This window comes from Lysinibacillus sp. LK3 (genome assembly GCF_001043675.1).
GTDB classification, from domain to species: domain Bacteria; phylum Bacillota; class Bacilli; order Bacillales_A; family Planococcaceae; genus Lysinibacillus; species Lysinibacillus capsici.
In genome coordinates this window covers 1-24,257 of sequence record NZ_LDUJ01000040.1, presented here as the reverse complement: position 1 = coordinate 24,257, position 24,257 = coordinate 1, and the positions used below count along the sequence as shown (strand labels likewise).

Sequence of the window (24,257 nt, the reverse complement as noted above, 5' to 3'; positions counted from 1 at the left end):
TAAGGGAGATGAGTAATTACTCATGACTATTGTGCGCTACGAAATCATTGCAAAAGTAGTCGAGCTAGGAAGCTTTACAGAAACTGCTGAAACATTAAATATGACTCAATCTGCCGTGAGCCATGCAGTTGCGAGTTTAGAATCTGAATGGGGAGTTTCTTTATTAATTCGTGATCGAAAAAAAGGAATAACACTTACAGAAATGGGACAAAAAATTCTGCCGCATATCAGAGAAATATTGAAAAGAGTGGAAGTCATTAATCAAGAAATTGCACTTATGACAAGCTTGGAAACAGGTATTATTCGTATCGGCACTTTTGCAAGTGCTTCTTCCTGCCTATTGCCTAAATTACTTGCAAAATTCCGGAAAAAGCATCCTAAAATAGAATTTAAATTTTATGAAGGAACCTATGAGGAAATTACGGAATGGTTGGGTTCAGGCATTATTGACATTGGATTTGTAGTAAAAGGAAAATCAAGCCCAAATTTCGATTTGGTTCCTTTGATTAAAGACAAGATGGTAGTCGCTTATCACTCTGCTCATCATTTCCGCTCTAAAGAAATTGTAGAAATGAATGATTTAATGGATGAATTCTTTATTATGCCAACAGGGATGTACCAATCACATGTTGAGGAATTATTTGCAGAAGCGCAAATTAAACCATCTATTCTTTTTGAAGTACACGACTGTACAACCATCGCTAATATGGTACAGGAAGGACTTGGCGTTACGATAGGTCCAGAATTATACTTAAAAACACAGCAAAACATAAAAATCAGCAAACTAAATATTGAAAACAGCCGTGAAGTAGCACTTGCCTGTCATTCTATTGTAAATGCTTCTCCTGCAGTTAAGGAATTTCTCCATGTGGCAAAAAATGTTTTTAAGTGAACATTTGGAGCGATTACGTTTCAAAATAGAACTTCCTTTATTCATGTAACTCATGATAAAAGGAAAAAAAGGAATTTTTTTATGTATAGCCTTTTAGATTTATTAAAAACACCTAAAAAGTGTAGTGGAACGTCCCAAAGCGCCGTTTTGGAGCCTTTCATAAAAAAATGTTTTTCAATAATTGGGCCCTTTTCATGAAGAAAGACGCTTTCCTTTTTTCAGAAAAGCGCCCGATTGTTCAATAAGTACATACTTTATTCAGAAAGGCTGAGTCATTTGCTGCATTGGTTGTGCCATTTGTTGTAGAGGTTACATCATTTGTTGTGTGTTCTGTAAATTTAATTTGTTCGATATATTTTTTGTGAATTGCTTAAGATTTCCACTTTGCAACCTCTTGTTATTACCCAAGATAGCAGCTCCAATTACACCCCATGTAAGAAATTTCATTATTAAAAACCCTTTTTCCGTCCCCCTAGTTCATAGCGATTACCATTCAAGCCAGTTTTCTATGTTTGTTCATTACATATCTTCGAAGAATACTCTTTAATTTAACCCGTTATAAAAAGCACATGTTGTTCCCTCTTTGCTGTGGTTTAAATAGGTTTAATTTGGTTGTTTCTCTCGATATGAATTCTTTACCCGTTCAATTTGATCAAGGTGGTCGCGAACATGTTGTACGCGAAATTCAAGTAATTGCTTAAATGTGAATCGTTCCTGATCTATGTACATCCCCACTCGCCTGCTTTGTTCACTCGTTAGATTGTCCAAAATAGGCTGCATACTAGTACGTAACAATTTGAAAAGATGCAAATACTGTTCACGGTCCAATAAGTCATAACTCAAGGTATTCGCCCATGCATCTTGGTCAAATGAGACCAGTATTGGCTCATCCTCTGCCAATACTTTTTTTAGCCTAGGTGTGGCTGAAATCTCGGAATCCGTTACATGTATGAGAATTTGATGAATGCTCCAATTGTTTGGTGCGGGTTTGTATCGAAGCTCCTCCTCTGTTAATCCTTCGATGGCATCCCAAATCATTGTGTATCCTAAGCTGTACTCCTTTATTAAATCCTCCAATTCAGTATCTCCTTTCTCAAGTAACGCTTTTTAAAATTTTAATAAATATATATTCTTTTTTATTGGGTAAGAATCCTTGAATTTTACGAAAATTTATTAAAATAACCTGCTCCGTTAGTATAAAGCGACTGTTCTATTGAACAATCGTACACTTTAACGGAATACCTAAAATATGTCTAAGATCGCTTATAAATGGCTACCCATGAATTTACTTTATTCTAATTTGTGAATCTTGCACACGTAACTTTATTTCGAAGTTACATTCTTCTTTCCATTAAAACTGTATCATGCCATATCCCATCTAATTGAGCAATTTTTTCTCTTGTACCAACAATTCGAAAGCCCATCTTTTTATGTAATAGGATACTTGATGAATTGATCGCAAAGATGGATGATTGGAGTGTCCAAAACCCCTCCTTTTCACTCTCTTCAATTAGTACTTTAAATAGCTTAGAGGCAATACCTTTCCCTTTACTTTCACTCGATATATAAACACTAACTTCTCCAACTCCAGAATAGACGGAGCGTGTAGAGACGGGTGAAATGCCAATCCAACCAACCACTCTATTGTGTTCTTCTGCAACAAAACGCAAGGTCGCATGGTGTCTTTCATCCCATACCAGTTCACTTGGCACAATTGTTTCAAAGGTTGCCATCCCTGTTTCGATTCCCTCTTTATAAATATTTAATACCTCTTTTAAATCCTTCTTTTCCATTTTACGAATAATTAGTGTGGCCATCCCATTTCCCCCTTAGTATTTTAAAAGGACTGCTAGCTTGCGCTAACAGTCAAATTTTTAACAACATGAATTTGATGGATCAGTAAGATTTATACCGCATACACCTGTTTCAGGTAACTCCAATTCCACACGTTTTGAAGCTTCTTCATCTCCTGATAAATAAGCTGTTATGGAACGAACCTGTTCATAGCCTGTTGCCATTAAAAATGTGGGTGCACGTCCATAACTTTTAGCTCCGACAATATAGAAGTCCTTTTCAGGTTGACGTAGTATTTCTTCACCATGCGCTCGTACTGTGCCACAACTATGCTCATTAGGATCAATTAGTGGCGCTAATGCTTGCACACTTTCTGTTGCTGAGTCAATCGAAAGGCGTAATTCGCTGTTAATTGATAGGTCTGGTCGATTTCCCGCATTGACAACAAGCTCTTCAAATCCTGTTAATACTTTTGGTTCTCCGTTTATAGTACCAACAATATGGATGTTCTCTTCTTTCTTCACCTGGGAGATATAAAAAGGTGTTATTACTTCAACCTTACCTGTGTCTACTAATTCGTGAATGCGAATACCGAGTGCGCCACGTGCTGCCAATGCATCCTTTTCTTCACCACCATAGGCTTCTTCTACAGTTCCTTTACGCATAATCCATACTAGCTTTGTTGCAGGGTTTTCTCTCTGTAATTCAGCCAAAGCTAATAAGGTATTGATCGCTGAATGGCCACCACCAATAACTGCAATTTTCTTATTAGCATATCTTTTAGTATTCGTATTAATTTCTGGGATACCATACTCAGTGTGATCTGCTAATGCTTTTTCATTCTGCAGCCATACACCAGTAGAATTTGCTGGGTTTGGATTCCCCCATGTACCCGTCGCATCAATAACTGCTCTAGCCTCAATCACACGAATGTCATTCTCTTGTTCTATATAAATAATAAAGGACTGATCTGCTCGATTTTTTGTCTTCATCTTATCATTCAATTGTCGTGAAATCCCGACTACTTTTGCGTTCAATTGAATGTGAGGCTTTATTCGTACTAGCTCAGACAAAGGTTTTAAATATAGATCAATTAATTCATGCCCTGTCGGTAACTTATCTAAATTAGGTTCTTCCCAACCGGAGGCATCTAATAAAGCCCTAGCAGCTTTATTGATGTTATATTGCCATGGTGAAAATAGTGTAACATGCCCCCATGTACGAATATTGTGTGCTATTTCACGCCCAGCCTCAAGTAAAATAAATGCTTGATTTTGTTCCACTAAATGAGCAGCTGTAGCTAATCCAATGGGACCTGCACCAATTATGACAATCGGTAAATTCTTATTGGAGTTATTAACACTCTCCTGTACTTCAATATCCTTAGTAGTAGTACAACAAGATCCATTTTGGTTGATTATTTTAAGTGTTTTCATCATTAATTTCTCCTCTATTTTCTCTATATAAGCATTCCCTTATATAAAATATATTTTTTACGCCTAGCAGTTAGCTAGACGTTGTAAACTTTGTAATTAAAAAATTTCAATTTCACACATTGTTTTATCAATTTCTTTTATGGCTTTTTCAAATTGCAAACATGTCGAAGTGCCGTAACGATCCATATCTCCTTTAAAGAAGAAATCAAAAGCGAACTCTTTAGCCTGTTTCAAAGTGTAGTCTCTACTATTCATAATTAACTTTAAATAGGCGATAAAATAATCTTTTGTTAATACGCTAGCATGATTTACTGTCATTTTTAATCCTCCATTCAACAGATTGAATAATTGCTAACAGAAGTATTACAGCTGCTCAGCTACAAATTGCTCAATCCGTTTTCCAATTGCATCACGTACAGTTTGGAATACAATCCATTTTTCTTCATCTGTACCTGTCGCTTTCGCAGGATCTTCAAATCCCCAATGCTCACGACGTACGTGAGGAGGTGTCATCGGGCATTTATCTGCTGCATCCCCACATAACGTGACAACTAACGTTGCACTGTTTAATGTCTCAGTATCAATTACATCTGATGTATGATTCGAAATATCGATGCCTACCTCGGCCATCGCTTTTATAGCATTCGGGTTTACACCATTTGCTTCAATACCCGCACTTTTAACTGTCCAATTGGTAGGTAGTAATTTCTTTGCCCATCCTTCAGCCATCTGACTTCGACATGAGTTTCCTGTACATAAGAAATAAAGTGTATTTGTCATAGTAATTGCTCCTTATAATTTAATGGTTTTAAAGTATTTTTTCTGCCAACGTAGGGCAACCCATACAAGTCCTATGAGAACAGGTACTTCTACAAGTGGACCAATAACAGCAGCAAATGCCACGCCACTATGCAGGCCAAACACACCAACTGCAACCGCAATCGCTAGCTCAAAATTGTTACTTGCAGCTGTAAAAGAAAGAGCTGCTGTGACAGGATAAGATGCTCCAACTTTACGGGAAGAGAAGAATGACACAGCAAACATGATCACAAAGTAAATAAATAATGGAATAGCAATTCGCACTACATCAATTGGCAGTTCTACTAATTGCTCACCTTTTAAGGCAAACATCATCACAATCGTGAACAGCAGTGCAATTAGAGTCAGTGGTGAAATCTTCGGTAAGAACTTTTCCTCATACCACTGTTTCCCTTTTGCTTTAATCCCTATCCATCGTGTAAGGAACCCTGCAGCAAACGGGATACCTAAGTATATAAGTACGCTCTTAGTAATCTCCCACATAGAAATGGATACATGGAAATTCTCTAAACCAAACCAACCAGGTAATACATTTAAGAAAAAGTAAGCAAAAATTGAATAAGTCACGATTTGAAAGATGGAGTTAAACGCAACTAAACCAGCTACATATTCACGGTCTCCACGCGCTAAATCATTCCACACAATGACCATTGCAATACATCGAGCTAAGCCAATCATAATGAGTCCAGCCATATATTCTGGATAATTGCGTAAGAAGATAATCGCTAAAAAGAACATAAGGAACGGGCCTAGTAACCAGTTTTGTAAAAGTGATAGTAATAGCACTTTCCAATCCTTAAACACACGCCACATTTCTTCATACTTTACTTTCGCTAATGGTGGGTACATCATGACAATTAACCCGATAGCAATCGGTATGGATGTTGTGCCAATAGACATGGCCTCTAATGCTTCTCCAATATTAGGCATTGTCAAACTTAATAAAACACCTATTCCCATAGCAACAAATATCCATAAGGTAAGGTAACGATCTAGAAAGGAAAGCTGCTTGGTTAAAGAGTCATTACTCATTTATATTTCCCCCTACATGGCAACAATCTGTGCCACAGTTACAACCCTTTAAAGGCTGAATTTGTTCTAAGATGCCCTTCATCAATGGCGTTTGATCCTCTACTAAACGGTAATGTTTCCAAGTCCCTACTTTTCGTTCCGTAATAATGCCTGCCTCCTTTAATTTTCGTAAATGTTGACTAACAGCTGGTTGCGATATTCCGAGAACATCTACAAAATCACATACACATACCTCCCCATTCTTCATGCATGCAAGTAATTTAATCCGATTTAAATCTGCAGCTGCTTTTAATTGTTTTTCAATTAGTGTATTTTCCATTTATCTGCACTCCTTATATAATTATTTGCTTATATATTATTTTAAATAAAATCACCTCGTTAAAGAAAGGTGAATTAATCCATATATAACTATATTCTTATATTATGATTTAATGTTTTGAATTGCAACAGATTTTTACCCAATTTGAGCTAAGTGCTGCTCTTAACGGGAGTTTCCATTAACAATTGGAGAGTCCCTTTTTTAATTCGCTAAAGAGAGAAATAATAGAAATTCATATAGATTAGAACAAAGAGAGCAGACTATCCACTTAATTGCTAAAATAATATGTTAAGCGTAAGCCATACGTATCTTTTAAATCAGCATCAGTTGCCAGGATAATTTGTTTCATTGAATTTGAGATCTCCAGAATCGATACGCCAGGTTGAACAATTGAAATTCCAAATTAAGTTTAAAACCAATATTATTAAGTTATGATAATACGCTTATTTTCCAACTGCTTTTAGAATAATTGCTGCATCTTTTTAATTATGAAAATTAAAAAGTAAACATTAAAAGTTAAGACGAACATAAAATTTTCAAAAATAATTTAAAAATGGTAAATCTCCATTAATATCCCTTATAATCATATTTAAAGGGGGAAAATTCTAAATGAAAAAAATAGTTTCATATATTTTATTTGCACTCATTTTAATTTCTACAAATACGGTTAGTGCACAAAGTGTCGTTACTATCACTGGTGGGAAAATGATTGACAATCGTACGTTAGTCCCATTACGTTCAATCTTTGAAGAATTAGGAGCAACTGTAATATGGAATCAAAATACAAAAACCATTTCTGCAACTAAAGATACAACTAACATTTCATTAAAACTAGGAACGAAAACAGCTGTAATAAACGGACAAGCAGTTTCTATCGATGTTCCTGCTCAAATTAGAAATGGCACAACTTTAGTACCTTTAAGATTTATTAGTGAAGCTCTAGGTGCTAACGTTAAATGGGATAATAAAACTTTAACCGCTACAATCGAGCAAAATGATAAGACTATCTCAGTAAAGGTAGAAATTCCCAAACAAGAGGGAAATAGGAATTTTTTGAACATTACAGACGCAGAGATTAAAGAAGCAATTCAAGAAGGGAATAAAGGTGTATATCACCTCCACGATATAAGAAAAAAATATATAGTTCCTGTAGCATCAGATGGATTTGGACTAAAGTATTATCAACCTATTGTTAATATTAATACTCCATATTTAACTGTTCTATCTGTAGCCGCATTAAAAACTAATAAAAATGAAACTTTGTCTTTTTCAGAAGCTAAAAAATGGGTTGATATATATAAGCAATCAAAAAGTATTGATTTTACAATTGAGACATATGGTAATTCAATTGATGTAATATTTAACCCAATAAATATTGTTTTAAAACAAGGAGATAACTATATTTATCCATCAAGCACTATATCTTTGGGTGTTCAAAGAACAACAAGTTGGCCAAATGATCCATCATATAATGAGAATCATACCTCCTTTTTTCCAACTAATAAAATAGATACTAATCAAAATGCAACCCTTATCTTAAAAATGCCAGATAATACATTAATAACGTATAATGTTGTTTTTTCGAATTACAAATAGCATTAAAATTTTTGCAACGAAGGAAGGTGTAGCTCCTAAGGCTACATCTTTTTTATTGAATTAGTTTGGATAATATGACCATATTTTAGATATTATATTTCCGTATTTTATACGAAGTATCATTTCTTTGAATCTCTCTTATTCACAAAAAATCCGAAATTGTAAGCTTCTCTACTAGTATCCATCCTGTATTAAATACCTTTTTTTGAAAACTACTCTATGAGAAAAATTGAGACATATCATTATTCACTAAACAATATTTCAATTCGTATCAGAACACCAGAGTGTTAATTTTTTGTAATTAACTTTGAAAGTTTTGAGCACTTTATCACAGGAATACATATGTGTTCTTAAGGTATATTAAATTCTAATATTATAAATAGATTTATAATATTAGTTTTTTAAACTATTCACATTTGAATGGTGCCGATATTTATAAAATTATGAAATCACTTGGACATGAGAAGATTGAAGCTACCATTATTTATATGGAAAAGGTTCTGGAGATGGATTAAAATGCTATTCATGAGTGGGATACTGAAAGTTTTGGCGGTTATATCTAATATAAAAGATATTGATAAGTAATGTAGCAACTACAACTACTCCCCTATCACATTGTTATAGACACATGCTGGCAATCAGCATTTCAGAAGCTGCAGTGTAACCTTTGGAATCGAAAGTTTTGGTCGAGTTTAATGATTCATTACATGGGTACTACTTGGTTTTTCTGAAGGGGCATTTAATTAATAATTATCTATTTTGGAAAATAGTGTTAAACATCCGATTTATTATCCGATAATTATAATGTGTTACAAATAATGTAAAAGGAGAAGTTGTATATGAAGAAATATTTACTAACTGTAGGAATTTTAGCAAGCGGTTTGCTGGGGCTAAATACAGCTGAGGCTTCAGAGATAGAAAAAGATCAGATTGCTGTAGATCCATTAATTGAAGATTTAAAAACAAAACATCCTGATTGGACTGTTACATTAGTTACTTCAGATGAGGCTGCTAAAATTAAAGAGGAATTAAAAAACAGTCAAAATAGTCCCGTTCTAAGAGGTCCAGCACCACCTTTAACATCTGTTTATATTGACAAAGTAGTATCTCAAGTTGGAACAAGCAATCAAGTAACTGAGGATATTGGCATGCAGCAAACTTCTCATGCAGTTTCAGGAACTGTTACTGTAGCAGTTATGGAAGTTGGCTATGGAAGTGAAAATCAATGGTTAGATGATGAGCGTATTACATATCAAAATCGTGATTATAAACTTAATGAAGCTGCTATAGATTTTAATAATGACAAAATTATAGATGCGTTCTATCATACAGTAACTTTTAATTCAGACTTAAAAATTTCAAGTGGGGCTTCTGCTTTATATAAGTTTAGATCAACTTCACAAAATTCCCCTTGGAATACCATTGAAAGAACGATAAATATTCCACATTTATAATGTAGGAATACTATGAAGAGAGGTGTATTTAAAGATGGTTTCTATGGAAGATATGAGTATAAGGTTAACTATCCTTCAAGGAGCTTACGGATATAAAGGTTTTACTGAACAAACGGGCGAGAATATGTATAAAACTGATTTGAAAGCTTTTCAAGAAACTATAGAAAATGCAAAAGAACCGATTGATACTAGTAAAGTTGCAAAGTTATCTTCTGATCAAATTAAAGTGCTACAAGGTGCTCCAAGTGGTAGTTGGTTGATTCCTTTACTAAACAAAATGGGACAATTAGGGATGATGGATTTGCGTGATGGACTAGTTAACCCTAAAATATTCCAATATACCTCGACAATGAGTGCTTATAAAAGATCCATTTAAGCTAAGTAATATAAAAGGCATTAACGAAAAGGATTTCTCCTTTCTTGTTAATGCCTTTTAGGCAAAGACACTATTTTAGTTTTCCGAGAAAGCGCTCGATTTTTGAAAATCGTTATTCGATTAGAAACCCTACACTTATTTTTATTAGGCTTTAGGCTTCAATATTTACGTCGGTAAGAGCAGTTTTTGATATTACTGGAATAAACATTGCGACATATTGTGGTATAGAAAGTTTAAGTGGTCAAGAATATTTAGCTATTATTTCCAATTCACAAGAAAATACAACCGTTCTTTTAGTTGGAGAAGATAATGGAGATGTCTGTGAAAATAAACAGGAAAATGAAAAAGCATGTTTTAATAAATGATTAATCAAAACATGCTCATTATATATTTTAGGGAATCAAAGCGTTTAATGGCGGAATAAACCAGGGAATCTCTCAGCCAATTCCTATGGATGGGGACAACCCCTTAATCCTTTAACTGATAGAAAACCTGTTTAATTTTGCCTCAGTGCCAAGTATGGCAGTATTAAGCTCATTCCCTAGGCTATCTTGTCCCCTTCTGAAATAGAGACTGCGTAAAAAATTCTTGCTGTTCACACGAGCAATCACCTGACTGCGATTTCTCGGCAAATTGCAGCATTGCGCTAAGCAGCTAATCCAATCAGCAATTTCTTGATGTGGAAGTAATTCTTTGTGAATCATCGTATCCACGATATTGACTAACCGCTCATCATCCTCATCACTAAAAATATGTATTCCATTATGTAGCTTGCCAGAAATAGCGACAAGAACCTCACGCAGCATTGCAACGCTGCTCTCCTCGCACTGCACCAACTCAACAAAAACATCTGCACCGTGAGACGCGCTGTGAGCCCAGCCTCCTACTGAAAGGTAACCCCGCAGATCTTTCTCTTCTTTGTAATAACGTAACATTACTTGCATTAATTGCTCAATTTCTTCTTGATTTAAAAATGGATTCTTTCTGTGGTGTTGTATAATCAAAGCGATAGGCAAGGCAGAAAACGTCCTTGTAAAAACTGATTGATCATCCTCGCTGCCAATATTATAGAACAAGTGGTTCTCATCAGTCAGAACAGTTAAGAGACTACGCAACTCCTCTTCACTGAACCTATTCTCTTCCTTAATCCACATATAAAACATCGGATAAATCAAATTATCCCGCAATTCTGGATGAGGATCGCCAATATATTGGAGTAACAAAGGTAAGAAATCTTGATGCTGCTCACTTTCGCCTAACTGATACTCATTCTCCTCAATTCTTTGTAAATCTTCCATAAGTTTTAACCTTATATCGCTCACTTTCCCATCCCCTTTAACATGAATAAAATCTCTTCTATTACAATATCAGGCTCATCATGATGTATATAATGTCCACTACGATTAGCAATCCGGAACTTACTTGACGTTGACAGCCGTTGGAATTCTGGCTTGTAGACTTTGTTCAATTTTTAATATTTCTAGAGAGGGCCATCCATCTTCATAATTATCGGGTAAACCTCTTGTAATAATTGAGAGAGGGATGTCACTTTCTTTTGAATAATCAGCAATTTGCTTATAACTCTGTATTTTATCAATTTTCTCACTATTCAACATAGGATTCTCGAAATATTCCCTATTTCCTGCAAGTAGATTTTCTGGTAGAACCTTTTCATAGGCAAGTTCTTTATATTCCGGTGCAGCGTCAACCAAAACCATACCACAGATGTCCTACGGATAAAGACTGGTATACAATCTGGCGACCAAACCACAAAAGGAATGGCCTACTAATATATAAGGCTTTTCCACGTCAAGCGCTTGCACCAATTCGGAGAGCTCCTCAACAAGATCACAGCAAGTTCGCGAGACAGCTACGTCCTGACTCCTGCCAATACTTGCCCTGTCATAGGACAAGGTAGATGTTTCATCCGATATTCGGTCTTGTACTTTTTTCCATGTTTCATGGCTATCGCCTAACCTTGCAATAAAGATTACGCTGGGTGTATTTTTACGATATTTATTGAACAGTATACGCCTATCATAAACATTGATTAACTTTTTATGTTGTATCGTCACTTTTAATCACCTAATTAAATTATAAGCTTTACATTATTCTTTCTACAATATAAATAAAGGACTTTTTATGTAACGCAGTAATAATTTGCTAAAGTCCTCCGTTAGTTTAAGTGAAACTGTTCACAACTTGTAATCAGTGTTTTAGGAACTCGGATAACGCCTGTTCCTCACCATCTAACATCGAAGTAACGATTGTCATAAAATCTTCAGCTCCAATTTCAAAATGACCTCGACGGAATGGTAACCCCCAATTGCGATTTCCACGCGTAAAAGTGAGCTGGTTTAACAACAGTGCAATCTTAACTTCTCGACAAGGAATATAACGCATATCTCTGCGAAATGGCACAAACGACTCCGACACTTGATGTTTGTAAGCACCGTTATCCGTAACCTGACCAATAGCAGTAAATGCTTGAACTGGCTTCCCTTTGGACATGTCTGTGCGAGGGGAATAGTATATCAGCCAATCACCTGGAGACATTTTACGCAAAGGTGCTGCCTTACCGTGACATAACTGTGCAAAACCACCTTCTATGGCTAAATTCACATGAGAAGCGGATACAACGCCAATCCAATATCTGCTTTTCTGACTTGTTATATTCGACATGATGCATCCCCCTACTCTTCAAATGCTAAACTTTTCAACCGATCCAGTTGTAAAAAATGATGTCTGTAATGCATTTCAATCAACATAAACCATTCCTGCGCGTTTAAAGCACCGAACGCCGGATGAAGTATCTTGTTACTTACAGGCACTTGAAGTAGAACTGATTCCGTATTCCTCATCCGTTCCACTACACTGTGAAGTCCTTCTACCAAATGCTCCATGCTCTCTGGTGGTTGCGGAGTATAGTTTGGCGAAGCAGGGACCTTAATACGAACAGCAGGAAATTGTTCTAGTTTAAAAACAATCTTACCCTGCTCAGTTTTTTCCTTCGTTGGGTTGAATGTCGATTCGCTACCAGCTAAACATTGCTCGACATTATGTAGATGCATGAAAGCTGATTGAATTAAATGTACATACATCTGTCCTATGGACCAATCTTCTTCATTCAGCTTTCTATGTATTTTATCCATATTGAGTTTTGTCAGTTCTGCCAAATATCTTTCTACTGTAAGTTCAAATGACTTCAATACTTCCGTTGTACTTTTCATCCTTCAAGCAGCTCCTCTTCATCTTGGTATAGTCACAGTATAAAAGAACACTACTGACAGGTGTATGTCAGTAGTGTTCTAGAATTTTTTTCGCTACTTCCCGAATCTTGAAGCGTAAAGACTTCGGCTCAATCACCTCGATATCTCCGCCCCAGCCAAGTAAATGCTGTAATAGTTCCTCTGGATACCGAACACGAAATTGAAAGATTACCTCCTCATTCCGCTCCTCAATGGATTCAATATAAAAATTAACTGCCTCAATGATTTTGTCGGCAATTTCGGGGTTTGCCCTCATTATTATTCTTTCATCTCGATTGTCAGGTGGCCGATAGCTACTTAGGTCAAAATCATTTGGTAGAAGAAATTGATCTTCCAACACAGAAAGGTCGGACATCCGGGACAAACGGAAATGTCGCATTTCTTGCCTCATATCACAGTATGCTAGTAAAACCCAATTTTCATGGACAAGTGTTAATCCATATGGAGAGACCACACGTTTATTTTTCCGATTCCCATCTGTTTCTGGCATTTTTTTAATATACATAAAACTGATTTTGCACTGTTTCAAAATTGCATCGCGAACTTGATTAAGATACGTTTTTACCAGCTCTTCAGTTGACTGCTCACCTATATGAAGCAGTCGCATTGTTTCCCGAACAAGCCTTGACTCATTACGAACTGACTCCGACAAAGTAGCCTCGATTTTGCGTTTAGCGGACCTTGCATTAATACCATAATCTGTATCCAACCTTTGCTCGATAAAATCAGCTCCCATGAGCAGGGAGACGGCCTCTTCTGCTGTGAACCTAACCGGGGGTAGAAAATATCCTTCCATTAAGGAATAACCCTGACCAGGGGCACCTAAAATGGGAACCCCAGCCTCACTTAGTGCTTGAATATCCCTATATATCGTACGTACACTTGTCTCAAATTGAGAAGCTAAATCTTCTGCTCTCAATGTTTTGCTTCGCTGTAATTCAAGCGTGATCGCAAGCTGCCTCTCCGTTTTATTCATTTTTTTCCTCCACAATTTCTGCATTCTATTACAGTACTTGCCCGATAATTGAATAACAGCAAGCAATATTGAAGCTGTATTCCTAAAAATGAGCTGCCTATGCAACTCCGTGTTCTTCAAGCAAAGCACCCGTTTTAGCTTAAATATTTTCTTTCATATGTTTGGTGTTAATCAGATTTAATAACCTCCCATAACGCCGTTTTATTGCTATCCTATTTCAAAAGTGTTACTGCCTCTTCAAAACATGCTCTTTGGATAATGATATATCTTTTGTAGGAACTTTAACACCAAATGAAAATTCTTTTAATACTTAAACGTCTTGTCCCCAAAGGAAATTCCCAACTACATTTTCTACTGCTAGTGAAGAACTAGAATCTAATGCAATATGATAATCTCTTGTAAAGCCAGCTTCTTCAAATGCTTCTCGTTTAGTAGGAGTCTCACCCTCTTCTTCAGCACCAGCTAATCCCTGCCAATATCCATAATCACTTCTCTTAAAAATTGCATATTCAACCCGTGAAAGTAAACACCGAGTGCGCCATGTGCTGGCCAAAGCATCTTTTTCTTCGACCTATAGGCTTTTTCTACAGACTTTTTACGCATTCCACACTAGCTTTGTTGCAGAATTCTCTACTTGTAATTCCGCAAGTGCTAGCAATAACAGAATGGCCACCACCCAAAACTGTAATTTTCTTTCGTATTCGTATTTATAGTTGGGATACCATACTTTATGATCTGCTAATACTTATTCATTTTGTAATTATATCCCTGTAGAAATTACTGGATTTGGATTCCCCCATGTATCGTAGCATCCATAACAGCTCACACTTCAATAATTAGGAAAGCTTTGTAAAAGATGTTTACAAACAACTTAAATTTAGATATACTTACAAAGTAAACAAAAAATTCTTAAGGAGGTCGAATAAAATGATCGTTATCGTTAAATTGATGTCATTGGTAGCTACAACTTCATTAAAAATGAAAATCACACATTCGACCGCATCGGAATGGATCGCTTAAGGTTTTTTTTGTAAATAAGCATACCCATACCGCAGGGAGAAGTGTGCCCCTGCGGTATTTTTGTGCCTTTTTTCGCCGTAGAGGAGTCTCTCTACGGTTTTTTTCATTTTTCATGACAATTTAAGGAGGTGATAATAAATGATGTTAAACTTTTTTGCGCTCACGATAACTATTACAAAACGTAAGGTCTCTCTTGAGAAAGCACTTCATGATGAATATGTGAAAAAAATCTTTGAAGAGAACCGAAAAAAAATTGACGATTATATTCGTATTCGTCAATATTAATTTTGTTAATTAAAAAACTTGAAAGGTGGGAATTGAAATGTTTTATATGATCAAAAGACGTCATGCAGTTTTATGGCTGGAGAAAGACACAACCACCAGATGAAGTAATATAAAGTGATAATATAGCTAATTTTATAATCTCAGTTGAGCTAACCCGTTCTAATCTAGGACGGGTTGCTTACTCCAATCGCAATGTTAATTAAGTTAAAAAGAAACTTATAAACTAACTATTCCAGACTACACAGTGATAATCCTTCTTGCTTAGAAAATCATTAAATCCTTATTACATTAACCTTCCCAGTTAGTTAAATACATTACTTTTCCAACTAACCTAATTTTCACATAATTCCTTTAAAAGCGTTATTCAATTAAATAGCCCTTAAACTGAAAAATGAGCTTTCCTTTTTCCAGGAAAGAGTCCGATTGTTGAAGATCGTTGTTATTAAATTAAAGCACACGTTAGTTTAAGAAGAACAAAAGGTTAACGCATCGTCTAAGATTAATTTTGAAAGTTTATGGTCATTAATTACAAATGATATTTCAGAGGGTTCTACCCAAATTCGAGCAGATGATTCATGTTCTCGGAGAAAAGGTAAGCATTCGGTAACATCCATTCTAAAAAATGCCTGATAAGCAATCAATGGATATTTTCCACTTGAATCAAAAGACAGATTTTCTTTATGGCTTACTTCAATTGAACCTATGTATTTAATTGTTCCCTTTACATACCCCTCTTCATATGTTTCGCGTAGTATAGCTTCTTCTACGTTCTCCCCAATCTCTACGTGTCCACCTGGATAATTAAACCCTCGATTTTTTATTTGTGATAATAACACTTTCCCATCTCTAAAGCACACTGCATGAACACTCGTCACTATTAAAGATTCTGTTAATTTCATTCGAGGCATCCAAGTTAGCTTCACATTATTTCCACCCCAGTCTACAAAAATCGTCTGCATATATCTATCCCATCTCCTGTTAAATGCAATTTATCACCTAATATTAACTTTCTACACTGTTTCAAAAATCCCTCTTATACAACAAACTGGAAATAGATTTTAAAACGTGGTAAATATACGTTTTTTATGTTGCATCAATTGTAGAATATATTACGAGTAACCATTCTTATGCCAATAGAATATATTTGGAATTTGCATATTGGTCCGTTTAAAAGAATGAGGCTTCTGACTCTTATTCGAGTTCTCGTCATCTAGTAGATTTAAAAGTCTTATCAGCAAAGCCTCCCTCATGGTAATAGATTTCTTGATTGTTTTACAACTTGTATTCCACAATCTGGCCCTTTAATGCAAACAAGCGCTGATCCTTATTACAGAATGCACCCTTTTGTTGAAGATCGTTTTTCTTATTGAACTAACGTATCTGTTCGTTAAATGTAACTCTTCACATTTTACTTAATATTATAAAGGTGAATAGAAAGATAAGTTATAATTTAGTTTAGTAGTTGTAAAAGTAGGTTATTTATATTATTCTCTTATAATTTTTCAAAAAGGAGTGTTTATGAAAAAGATTATTGTTGTTGTATTAATGATATTTATATTATTCTTAGGATCCACAACACAAAGTTATGCACTGTCAGATTCGAAATCTGCGGCAATACAAGCGTTGCTAGATGATGCCTCTCGTATATCAGGTGTGCCGGGAATTTCAATCTCAATAATTGTCGATGATGAAGTGTTCTACTTTTCTTCAGGGTATGCTGACCGTGAAAAGGGGTTGACTGCAAGTGAAAATACACTCTATGAGTTAGCTTCTGTCAGTAAAGCTTTTACTGGTATGGGTATTATGCTGTTGGAAGAGCAAGGGCTGCTCTCAATGACTGACCCTGTGCAAAAATATTTACCTTGGTTTACGTTAAAGTATCAAGGAAAACCTGTTGATACGCAAAGCCTTACACTAAATAACTTTCTTCACCATACCAGTGGTCTAACAAATATTAGGCATACTCAAAATATTCCTCAAGGCAATACACCGGATATGTTGCAAAAGACTGTGGAAATGCTCGTAGATGCTGAATTGGCGTTCCCTCCTGGTGAACAGTATAACTATGGAACCGTTAATTATGACGTATTGGGTTTGGTTATTGAGATTGTGTCGCAACAAAGCTATGAAGACTTTATGAAGGAACAAGTATTTCAGCCGTTAGGTCTTCACCAGACGTATGTTTATAAAGAAGATGCCCAAGCCACTGGACAGTTGGCACAAGGCTACCGTTCTTCCTTTTTTATGACAACTCCATTTAAAGCTCCGGATTATGCTGGGAACAAACCCGCAGGCTACATCATTTCTAATACAAAAGATATGACACGTTGGATGGGCATACAGATGGGTATTGTGCAGGACATACCCGAAATATTTCACACGGTTATCGAAAAATCACATAGGGGTGATATGTCTGTCTCGGCTGTCAAGGATATGTATTATGCGGCAGGCTGGTCGGTAAACGCCGACCAAACAATTATCGAACACACTGGGGGCAATCCAAATTTCCGAACCGAAGTAGCCATACTGCTAAATGACAGAACAGCCATCTGCTTGCTGAGCAACGGCGCAAATACCAATATAAACTTGGTACTAAAAGTTAAAGATATATTAGACGGCAATCTAACTCAGTCATATGAAATAAGTGGCACACAGCTTTTGGATATCATTTTGTCGTCTATCACTATTATTCTTTGCCTATTGGCTGTTCTGCTATTTCTCTTAGGATTACGAAAAAAGAAAATGAATAAGAGACAGCCAATGACAAAAAAGAGAATAATCATAACAGTTATTTTCCTGATGGCTACGATTGTCCTTGGTATACTGTGCTATGCTATCGATTGGTCAACAATACTTATTTGGCAAACATATAGTATTCTTACAGTGTTGATTTCGTCAGCATTATTAACAGCCAGCATTACATGGTTTGTATACACTCACCGATAAAATACCTCGCTCCCAAGATAATCATAATGTTAAGTAATAAAATATAAAATTATCGGTATGCTTAATAAACCTGCTACTGCAGCAGAAATTGAAACTGCAACTGCAACATTTAAGTCTGCTACTGTAAGCATTGGGAATGGAAATACGGTCCTTTTACAAAGAAGTAGTATGGTACATGTTTTACAAAATCACCTCCCACTTTATTGGACAGGATCAACTGGAAAAACTCTTTTTAATCCTAATATCAGAAACTAATTTATCTAAGAATAACATTGAATGGACCTTAGAAAAAATTATAAATAAACGAAATAATTTAGTGGTTTTTTCTTCAAAAAATAGTATGAAAAGTCGGTTAAAAGGAGTTTGTGAAGAAAATGAATTCATTAATGAAGTAGTTGTAAGTGCACATGATTATCTTACTCTAAGAGAAAAGGATACTCGAACTCAGAATCTAAATGAAATGGTTGAAAAATACAATCAGCTTAAGCAATTGATTAAAGAATAAAAATATGACAGATGCTTGAAGTTGTACAATTAGCTACTATTAGTTTTCAGACTAATGGTAGCTTATTTAATTGTTAAGTTACAAAAAGGTCGTATCCTAGAAGTCTTTAAAGCAACAGAAAGCATTTAAATGGCTCGAAATGGCTTTATCTGGTGTTTTAAGTCGTTTAAAATCCACTCTTGAATGACATCTAAAAAACCTCCAAATATATGGAGGTTTTTAAACTATTTTATTTTACTTCAACTTGACCCATCATCCCATTTTCTTCATGTTCAAGGACATGGCAATGGAACATGTAAATGCCCTTATTATTGAACTTCACTGCTAATTTAACTGTTTGACCAGCTTCAACTGAAACCGTATCCTTCCACCCTTTTAAATTTAAAGGAGGTTCTTTCCCATCAATCGACACGATTTTAAATTGAGTGCCATGTATGTGGAAAGGATGTGTCATGCCACCCATCATATCAGGTTTATTATAAATTTCCCAAATTTCAGTATCTCCCTGTTTTTGAGTGAAATCAATGCGATTCATATCAAACTGTGAACCATTGATTGAAACCATTGTGCCCATACCAAAAAGTTCAAGTTTCTTTGTAACTGGTAAGGTTTTTTCCTCTTCCGTAACACCAAAATCATTTAATTTTTGTGCAATGTTACTTGTACTTGCAGCTTTTTGTTCAATTTTAAATGGTAAAAGGGTAATTCCTTCTTCATTTATTAATGCTATATCAGTTTTGTCATCCATCTTTGAAAAATCCACTATTACCTCTGCTCGCTCACCTGGTGTTAAGGTAATTTCTTTCATATCAGTTGGTTGATTTAAGAAACCTCCATCAGTAGCAATTTGTTGGAATGTAGCTCCATTATTCAATTTAAACGTATAATTACGAGCATTAGAACCGTTTAATAATCGAAGTCTTATTTTTTCTTTACCGACAGTAAGTTTAGGATTCAAAGTACCATTAATTAACAAAGTATCTCCTATTGTACCATCCTCATTAAGGACTGCTTGATAATTTAATTGCTTTTCTTCAGTAAATTGTCTATCTTGGAATACTAACGGAAAATCATTCACACCATACTCATTCGGTAAATTGATTTTTTGCGAATTTTCATCATCAATATAAATTAAGCCAGCTAAACCTTTATATACTTGCTCTGCTGTAGCACCTTCTGGATGTGGATGGAACCACAGCGTAGATGCTCCTTGATTAACTGTAAAATTTACATCTTCTGTTACAGCTGGCTCTAAGACTTGGTGTGGACCTCCATCACCATTTCCGGGGATTTCTAATCCATGCCAGTGAAATGTTGTTGGTTCAGATAAGTCATTTTTAGTTCTAAACGTTACCGTTTGATCTTTATAAATACGAATGATTGGCCCTAAAAAGGAACCATTATATCCATATGTCTCTGTTTTAGTTCCCTTAAAGATTTCTGTCGTTCCTTGTTGGGCAGTAATATCAACAATTCCATTTTTAGGTTCAATAATAGGTGGAAGCGCAAGCTCATTTTCCCCAGTTGAATTATTTAATGCTAATGGATTGTTATGACTCGCATGACCATTTTCCATGCTATTATCTTTATTATCCATACCCTCCATGTTTTTCATTTCTTCATCACTCATATTGGAATGGTCCATACCAGACATAGTAGAATGGTCCATATTTGAATTATTATTAGATTCCGAATTACCCGCACTACATCCCCCAATTATAATAGCGCCTACCAATAATGAAGCAATCAAAAGTTTAGATTTCATTATGTTTCCTCCTTTTATTCTTTACATAGGCACTATAACAAAGAAGTATGGAGAAATTATGGATTTGTAATTAAATAAGACAAGTATTAACCACTCTATCTAAGAAAACTTTGATATGACTTTTTTTACTTCTTAACTTTCCAAATCAAAATGATAATTGACATTAATAAGATACTTATTACAATTTTCCCTATTAAATTTACTTGCATAAAACCATATACGGCTCCTGCTTCAAAGATTAAGGCTGGTATTTTTCCAATAGTACTAGCAAGCGCAAATGTGCCTAAAGACACCTTAGAAAATGCACTAGTAAAAGTCACAAGACCTGATGACATAAAAGGTAAAATCCTTAAACTGACAATTATCCAAAATGCACCAGACCCTTCCAACTCCTTTAATTTTAAAAGTTTAGGGTGTAATACGAACGGTCTTTTCCATTTATTGATTCCTTTTCTATATAAAATAAAGCTAATAACTGCACCAAGTGATTCACCGATAATAGAAATCAACAAACCGTTGAATACGCCAAAAAACACAAGGTTAGTAGCTGTAACAAAAACACTTGGTAGTACACCTATAATACTAACCAAAGTATTTATCATTAAACTTACCAAAATTGCAAATAATCCAGATTGTTCAAGTAATTGAAGTAATTTTTCTTCCATGATTAAACGCTATCTTTTTTAACCTATTACTTGCATATAATGAACTATTGTTAATAAACAACAACTGCCTGTTCGCCTAATGCTTCATAGCTATTAAAAAATGCTCCCTTATCCAATGTTATCAATCCCTTACGTGGATCCATTACTTCCACAGTCGTATTTCCCACAGATAATAGTACCATTGTATGTAAATTTTGATACATTTGATGGTACTCACCTGCTTCTTCCATAATCCATCCCCCTTTAACCTTTGGTGGTGAGAGGTCTAATGTTACCCATATAATAACTGGTATTCCCTGTCTAATATAATTTGTTATTTCTTTTATTGTACTTCCACTACGATTTTTTGCATGTAAATCTAACTTTCTCTCGGTGATAAAATTTTTAGCTGCTTTGACAATTGGTTCTGCAAAAACATATGTACCCGTTTCTAGATTGCTTGGCTCGCCGCCATATGCTTGATTAGGATTTGACCCATATTTTTTTTTCATTTTGTATTCAAACGATTGTTTAGGTAAATAATTTTGATCCATTTCTAATTTAGATGTTTCAGCACCATAGTAATTAAGTACTGCTGTAAGAGTAGTTATTTCACACCCATTTGGTAATTCAGGATTTTGTAGAATTACAGGAACTCCAAATCCTTTATTATGATTTACTGCATATGTTTGCACTAATATAGATTGTGTAGATGACGTATACGTAAATTTTTTCTCTGTTAAATACATTCCTGTTGTAAAATTGTTTGGATTCCCTACTTTTACTGTATAGGTTTCATTCGGTTGCAAATTATTAAATTGAGCCTCACCTTTATTCAAACTAATTGTTGAATCTATTTCTTTCCCTTCTTCATTAAGTAACACCGCATATAGATCATTAAGTGGATCTCCACTAAAAAATTCAACGGTTAACACTGTTATGGTATTCAAGTTTGTATTTTCATTTGTACAACCCTCTAAAATAACTGCTAATAATCCTAAAGTGAAAATAATTCCCCACTTTCTAATGCCCCATACCTCCTCCCGTTATTATTACATGATTCAAAATGAATATAACGAATAATTATGGAGAAATTATGGATTAAAATTAAAATGGATTTTTAGAATTTCTACATAAAAAAAGATGTTCCATTTGTCAAAATTGATTTGACTCGTCGAACATCTCTAAGTATTTAATTTTTACGGAGTAGATCATCACTTTCCGTTAGCCATTTATGAATTGTTACTTTTACACCAGAAGTAGAAGTGTAGTTAACCATATACACAGTTGTTTCTTCTGCGGAATTGATTCCTCTTCCATCTCCTTCATTTTGTCTTCGCTGCACATGCAATGTAACAATTTTTGAATTACCCAAAATTGACTTTAGTGATATTAAGAATCATTATTTAGTCTGGTAGAATTAGTTCCATATAATTCTTTATATCTTGTTCTTTCATTTCTCCAGTGATTATTTTTTCTATTTTCCCCTCAGAATTAATAAGAATAGTCGTTGGTAATGGATTGATATTATATGCTTCCATTACACTTTTATTTTTATCTATTAAAACCGGAAAAGTTAGACCTTTTCGGTCAATATAATTTTGAACCACGAAGTCGGATTCTGCTATATTTATAGCTAATACCTGTATACCCTTTTCTTTATAATCATTATAATATCTATCTATAATTGGAAATTCTCTTTCGCAAGGTTTGCACCAAGTACCCCAAAAGTTTAAAAAGACACCTTTTCCTTTGTATTCCTCCAAATTATGTTTATCACCATGCATATCAACTAGAGTAAAATTTGGAGCATCGTCCCCTATTTTTAATACTTCATTTTTATCTTGCGTTAAAGTTGTATAGACTGTGAAGAATATTGCCCCAAATAATATAATTAATATAATTGAACGCATAAGAAATCTTCTCTTTTTTTTATCCATAATGAAGTTAGGCTCCTTCCTTTCTTATATATGTAAAACTAGAAACCAGTAAATCCTCCAAAAATCGGTGTTAAAAACGCAATAATTTTAGTCATCATATCAAAGTATAATAAAACCCCCATCACAATCATTATTGCACCACCTATTTTCATAAATAGTCCATTTTTTCTTTGAAGAAACTTCATTTTTCCGATAAATAAAGACATTATTAGGAAAGGTATAGAGAAACCTAGCACATAAAATAGCATGTACAACATACCCTTCCCAGGATCAGACACACCTAAAGCTATTACTCCTGCAAGAATTGGTCCAGTACAAGGTGTCCATCCAGCTGCAAAACCCATACCAATAAGTACGGAACCAAAATATCCTTTGGGCCTTTTTTTAAAATGAATCTTTTTTTCAGATTGTAAAATATCGATTTTAAAAAAACCTAGAATAACTAATCCAAAAAAGACCATGATAATTGCTCCAATTTGTCTTAGGAACTCTTTATACTGAATAAAAATCTGTCCGATAAAAGAAGTTGAAAAACCTAGTGCCATAAAAATAATAGAAAAACCAAGTAAAAAAAGCAGGGTATGTATCAGAGATTTTCGTCTCAAAATCCCTTTTTCTTCTTTTAGTTCATTAAAGGATATTCCTGTTACATAAGATAGAAAAGCTGGATACAATGGTAATGAACAAGGTGATAAAAATGATAATAATCCAGCACCAAATGCAAGAAGTAAATTTAATTGCTCTAACAAATACGCTCACTCAACCTTTCTATAGTCCATTTGAAAATAAAGTATAGACTATAAATATGGAGAATATATGCATATGCAGCGTGATATAAGAATTAGAATTTTTTTGATAGCTTTCTAATTTTTCATTAATCTAAATAGGGATTAAAAATAAAAAATGAGCCGTGTTTCAACTTTAGAAACACAGCTCATTTATTATGCTAATTCTAAACATTGGAAAAATCTTTAATTATATTCCTAGTCTAAGGATTAAAGCATAATCTAACAAGAATATTAGATACGAATCATACATATATTGACTTTAGTATTTCATTAAAACAAAAATCTATTATTCTATTCATGATGGAATTATATTAAATTTTCTATAAAGGATGATGACAATTATTGAAAAGTCGGTTCTTGCTATGGTTATTTTACGTGTATTGTCTGGGAGTATTGAAGTA

The 24,257-nt window shown here is 34.7% G+C and carries 25 protein-coding genes and 2 pseudogenes; 7 read left to right on the top strand and 20 right to left on the bottom strand.

The annotated features are described in order from the left end of the window. Positions 1-22: 22 nt before the first annotated feature. Entirely contained in the window at positions 23-892 is an 870-nt protein-coding gene (locus VK91_RS21840; RefSeq protein ID WP_048395868.1) for a LysR family transcriptional regulator, read from the top strand. Between the two features lie 603 nt (positions 893-1,495). Here the strand turns inward: VK91_RS21840 and VK91_RS21835 are convergent. The 7 genes from VK91_RS21835 to VK91_RS21805 form a co-directional block, all read right to left on the bottom strand. After that, on the bottom strand, positions 1,496-1,969 hold the full coding sequence (locus VK91_RS21835) for a DinB family protein (RefSeq protein ID WP_048395866.1): 474 nt from the start codon (positions 1,967-1,969) through the stop codon (positions 1,496-1,498). Positions 1,970-2,226: 257 nt separating this feature from the next. Continuing rightward, entirely contained in the window at positions 2,227-2,709 is a 483-nt protein-coding gene (locus VK91_RS21830) for a GNAT family N-acetyltransferase (RefSeq protein ID WP_048395864.1), read from the bottom strand. A gap of 57 nt (positions 2,710-2,766) precedes the next feature. Further along, positions 2,767-4,122 (bottom strand): NAD(P)-binding domain-containing protein, encoded by a 1,356-nt coding sequence (locus VK91_RS21825; RefSeq protein WP_048395861.1) that lies wholly within the window; start codon positions 4,120-4,122, stop codon positions 2,767-2,769. Positions 4,123-4,218: 96 nt separating this feature from the next. After that, positions 4,219-4,440, bottom strand: coding sequence for a hypothetical protein (locus VK91_RS21820; protein WP_048395860.1), 222 nt, complete (start codon positions 4,438-4,440; stop codon positions 4,219-4,221). A gap of 45 nt (positions 4,441-4,485) precedes the next feature. Continuing rightward, positions 4,486-4,902 (bottom strand): arsenate reductase (thioredoxin), encoded by a 417-nt coding sequence (gene arsC / locus VK91_RS21815; protein ID WP_048395859.1) that lies wholly within the window; start codon positions 4,900-4,902, stop codon positions 4,486-4,488. Positions 4,903-4,914: 12 nt separating this feature from the next. Continuing rightward, positions 4,915-5,973, bottom strand: coding sequence for an ACR3 family arsenite efflux transporter (gene arsB, locus VK91_RS21810; protein WP_048395857.1), 1,059 nt, complete (start codon positions 5,971-5,973; stop codon positions 4,915-4,917). Then, on the bottom strand, positions 5,966-6,292 hold the full coding sequence (locus VK91_RS21805) for a helix-turn-helix transcriptional regulator (protein WP_048395856.1): 327 nt from the start codon (positions 6,290-6,292) through the stop codon (positions 5,966-5,968). The genes arsB and VK91_RS21805 overlap by 8 nt, the downstream gene beginning before the upstream one ends. Before the next feature lie 609 nt (positions 6,293-6,901). On the opposite strand from VK91_RS21805, the gene VK91_RS22630 reads away from it, so the two are divergent. The 3 genes from VK91_RS22630 to VK91_RS21790 all read left to right on the top strand — a co-directional run bounded on the left by VK91_RS22630 (position 6,902) and on the right by VK91_RS21790 (position 9,718). After that, a complete protein-coding gene (locus tag VK91_RS22630) occupies positions 6,902-7,888 on the top strand; it encodes a copper amine oxidase N-terminal domain-containing protein (protein ID WP_082148194.1) in 987 nt (328 codons plus the stop codon). 839 nt (positions 7,889-8,727) lie between these two features. Beyond that, positions 8,728-9,342, top strand: a complete 615-nt coding sequence (locus VK91_RS21795) for a DUF4879 domain-containing protein (RefSeq protein ID WP_048395855.1) — start codon at positions 8,728-8,730, stop codon at positions 9,340-9,342. A gap of 34 nt (positions 9,343-9,376) precedes the next feature. Then, on the top strand, positions 9,377-9,718 hold the full coding sequence (locus VK91_RS21790) for a hypothetical protein (RefSeq protein ID WP_048395853.1): 342 nt from the start codon (positions 9,377-9,379) through the stop codon (positions 9,716-9,718). A gap of 476 nt (positions 9,719-10,194) precedes the next feature. Here VK91_RS21790 and VK91_RS21785 read toward each other — a convergent pair whose 3' ends face one another. From VK91_RS21785 to VK91_RS21760, 6 genes and pseudogenes are all read right to left on the bottom strand, one after another. After that, entirely contained in the window at positions 10,195-11,040 is an 846-nt protein-coding gene (locus VK91_RS21785) for a DUF2785 domain-containing protein (RefSeq protein ID WP_048395851.1), read from the bottom strand. After that, positions 11,037-11,793 (bottom strand): annotated as a pseudogene (locus VK91_RS23385) (alpha/beta fold hydrolase). The gene VK91_RS21785 and the pseudogene VK91_RS23385 overlap by 4 nt, the downstream one beginning before the upstream one ends. 133 nt (positions 11,794-11,926) lie before the next feature. Further along, positions 11,927-12,400, bottom strand: a complete 474-nt coding sequence (locus VK91_RS21775; RefSeq protein WP_048395849.1) for an EVE domain-containing protein — start codon at positions 12,398-12,400, stop codon at positions 11,927-11,929. An 11-nt stretch (positions 12,401-12,411) separates the two neighbouring features. Beyond that, positions 12,412-12,948, bottom strand: a complete 537-nt coding sequence (locus VK91_RS21770) for a DinB family protein (RefSeq protein ID WP_048395847.1) — start codon at positions 12,946-12,948, stop codon at positions 12,412-12,414. Positions 12,949-13,015: 67 nt separating this feature from the next. Further along, complete coding sequence (locus VK91_RS21765) at positions 13,016-13,963, bottom strand: YafY family protein (RefSeq protein ID WP_048395846.1); 948 nt, start codon at positions 13,961-13,963, stop codon at positions 13,016-13,018. A gap of 212 nt (positions 13,964-14,175) precedes the next feature. After that, positions 14,176-14,516, bottom strand: a pseudogene (locus VK91_RS21760) (NUDIX pyrophosphatase). A gap of 605 nt (positions 14,517-15,121) precedes the next feature. Between VK91_RS21760 and VK91_RS22625 the strand changes: the two are divergent. Further along, a complete protein-coding gene (locus VK91_RS22625; RefSeq protein ID WP_082148193.1) occupies positions 15,122-15,268 on the top strand; it encodes a YrzI family small protein in 147 nt (48 codons plus the stop codon). 464 nt (positions 15,269-15,732) lie between these two features. Here VK91_RS22625 and VK91_RS21755 read toward each other — a convergent pair whose 3' ends face one another. Continuing rightward, positions 15,733-16,227, bottom strand: coding sequence for an NUDIX domain-containing protein (locus VK91_RS21755; RefSeq protein WP_048395844.1), 495 nt, complete (start codon positions 16,225-16,227; stop codon positions 15,733-15,735). A gap of 559 nt (positions 16,228-16,786) precedes the next feature. Between VK91_RS21755 and VK91_RS21750 the strand changes: the two genes are divergently transcribed. Together VK91_RS21750 and VK91_RS21745 are read left to right on the top strand one after the other, a co-directional pair. Continuing rightward, a complete protein-coding gene (locus VK91_RS21750; RefSeq protein ID WP_048395842.1) occupies positions 16,787-18,214 on the top strand; it encodes a serine hydrolase in 1,428 nt (475 codons plus the stop codon). A gap of 175 nt (positions 18,215-18,389) precedes the next feature. Beyond that, positions 18,390-18,719: a hypothetical protein gene (locus VK91_RS21745; protein ID WP_048395840.1), complete on the top strand. Its 330-nt coding sequence runs from the start codon at positions 18,390-18,392 to the stop codon at positions 18,717-18,719. A 229-nt stretch (positions 18,720-18,948) separates the two neighbouring features. On the opposite strand, the gene VK91_RS21740 is transcribed toward VK91_RS21745, so the two are convergent. From VK91_RS21740 to VK91_RS21720, 6 genes are all read right to left on the bottom strand, one after another. Beyond that, complete coding sequence (locus VK91_RS21740) at positions 18,949-20,484, bottom strand: multicopper oxidase family protein (protein WP_048395838.1); 1,536 nt, start codon at positions 20,482-20,484, stop codon at positions 18,949-18,951. A gap of 125 nt (positions 20,485-20,609) precedes the next feature. Beyond that, a complete protein-coding gene (locus VK91_RS21735; protein WP_048395835.1) occupies positions 20,610-21,149 on the bottom strand; it encodes a TVP38/TMEM64 family protein in 540 nt (179 codons plus the stop codon). A gap of 50 nt (positions 21,150-21,199) precedes the next feature. Beyond that, positions 21,200-22,078, bottom strand: coding sequence for a C39 family peptidase (locus VK91_RS21730; protein WP_053075737.1), 879 nt, complete (start codon positions 22,076-22,078; stop codon positions 21,200-21,202). A gap of 242 nt (positions 22,079-22,320) precedes the next feature. Then, a complete protein-coding gene (locus VK91_RS23380; protein WP_082148192.1) occupies positions 22,321-22,503 on the bottom strand; it encodes a DUF1541 domain-containing protein in 183 nt (60 codons plus the stop codon). Between the two features lie 31 nt (positions 22,504-22,534). Beyond that, complete coding sequence (gene resA, locus VK91_RS21725) at positions 22,535-23,068, bottom strand: thiol-disulfide oxidoreductase ResA (RefSeq protein ID WP_048395832.1); 534 nt, start codon at positions 23,066-23,068, stop codon at positions 22,535-22,537. A gap of 38 nt (positions 23,069-23,106) precedes the next feature. Further along, positions 23,107-23,817, bottom strand: a complete 711-nt coding sequence (locus tag VK91_RS21720; protein ID WP_048395830.1) for a cytochrome c biogenesis CcdA family protein — start codon at positions 23,815-23,817, stop codon at positions 23,107-23,109. Positions 23,818-24,257 lie beyond the last annotated feature (440 nt).

Excerpts from the sequence above, each read along its gene's own strand:
- VK91_RS21840 (WP_048395868.1), top strand. The coding sequence starts at position 23 with ATGACTATTGTGCGCTACGAAATCATTGCAAAAGTAGTCGAGCTAGGA.
- VK91_RS21830 (WP_048395864.1), bottom strand. The coding sequence starts at position 2,709 with ATGGCCACACTAATTATTCGTAAAATGGAAAAGAAGGATTTAAAAGAG.
- VK91_RS21825 (WP_048395861.1), bottom strand. The coding sequence starts at position 4,122 with ATGAAAACACTTAAAATAATCAACCAAAATGGATCTTGTTGTACTACT.
- VK91_RS21820 (WP_048395860.1), bottom strand. The coding sequence starts at position 4,440 with ATGACAGTAAATCATGCTAGCGTATTAACAAAAGATTATTTTATCGCC.
- arsC (WP_048395859.1), bottom strand. The coding sequence starts at position 4,902 with ATGACAAATACACTTTATTTCTTATGTACAGGAAACTCATGTCGAAGT.
- arsB (WP_048395857.1), bottom strand. The coding sequence starts at position 5,973 with ATGAGTAATGACTCTTTAACCAAGCAGCTTTCCTTTCTAGATCGTTAC.
- VK91_RS21805 (WP_048395856.1), bottom strand. The coding sequence starts at position 6,292 with ATGGAAAATACACTAATTGAAAAACAATTAAAAGCAGCTGCAGATTTA.
- VK91_RS22630 (WP_082148194.1), top strand. The coding sequence starts at position 6,902 with ATGAAAAAAATAGTTTCATATATTTTATTTGCACTCATTTTAATTTCT.
- VK91_RS21795 (WP_048395855.1), top strand. The coding sequence starts at position 8,728 with ATGAAGAAATATTTACTAACTGTAGGAATTTTAGCAAGCGGTTTGCTG.
- VK91_RS21790 (WP_048395853.1), top strand. The coding sequence starts at position 9,377 with ATGGTTTCTATGGAAGATATGAGTATAAGGTTAACTATCCTTCAAGGA.
- VK91_RS21775 (WP_048395849.1), bottom strand. The coding sequence starts at position 12,400 with ATGTCGAATATAACAAGTCAGAAAAGCAGATATTGGATTGGCGTTGTA.
- VK91_RS21770 (WP_048395847.1), bottom strand. The coding sequence starts at position 12,948 with ATGAAAAGTACAACGGAAGTATTGAAGTCATTTGAACTTACAGTAGAA.
- VK91_RS21765 (WP_048395846.1), bottom strand. The coding sequence starts at position 13,963 with ATGAATAAAACGGAGAGGCAGCTTGCGATCACGCTTGAATTACAGCGA.
- VK91_RS22625 (WP_082148193.1), top strand. The coding sequence starts at position 15,122 with ATGATGTTAAACTTTTTTGCGCTCACGATAACTATTACAAAACGTAAG.
- VK91_RS21755 (WP_048395844.1), bottom strand. The coding sequence starts at position 16,227 with ATGCAGACGATTTTTGTAGACTGGGGTGGAAATAATGTGAAGCTAACT.
- VK91_RS21750 (WP_048395842.1), top strand. The coding sequence starts at position 16,787 with ATGAAAAAGATTATTGTTGTTGTATTAATGATATTTATATTATTCTTA.
- VK91_RS21745 (WP_048395840.1), top strand. The coding sequence starts at position 18,390 with ATGTTTTACAAAATCACCTCCCACTTTATTGGACAGGATCAACTGGAA.
- VK91_RS21740 (WP_048395838.1), bottom strand. The coding sequence starts at position 20,484 with ATGAAATCTAAACTTTTGATTGCTTCATTATTGGTAGGCGCTATTATA.
- VK91_RS21735 (WP_048395835.1), bottom strand. The coding sequence starts at position 21,149 with ATGGAAGAAAAATTACTTCAATTACTTGAACAATCTGGATTATTTGCA.
- resA (WP_048395832.1), bottom strand. The coding sequence starts at position 23,068 with ATGGATAAAAAAAAGAGAAGATTTCTTATGCGTTCAATTATATTAATT.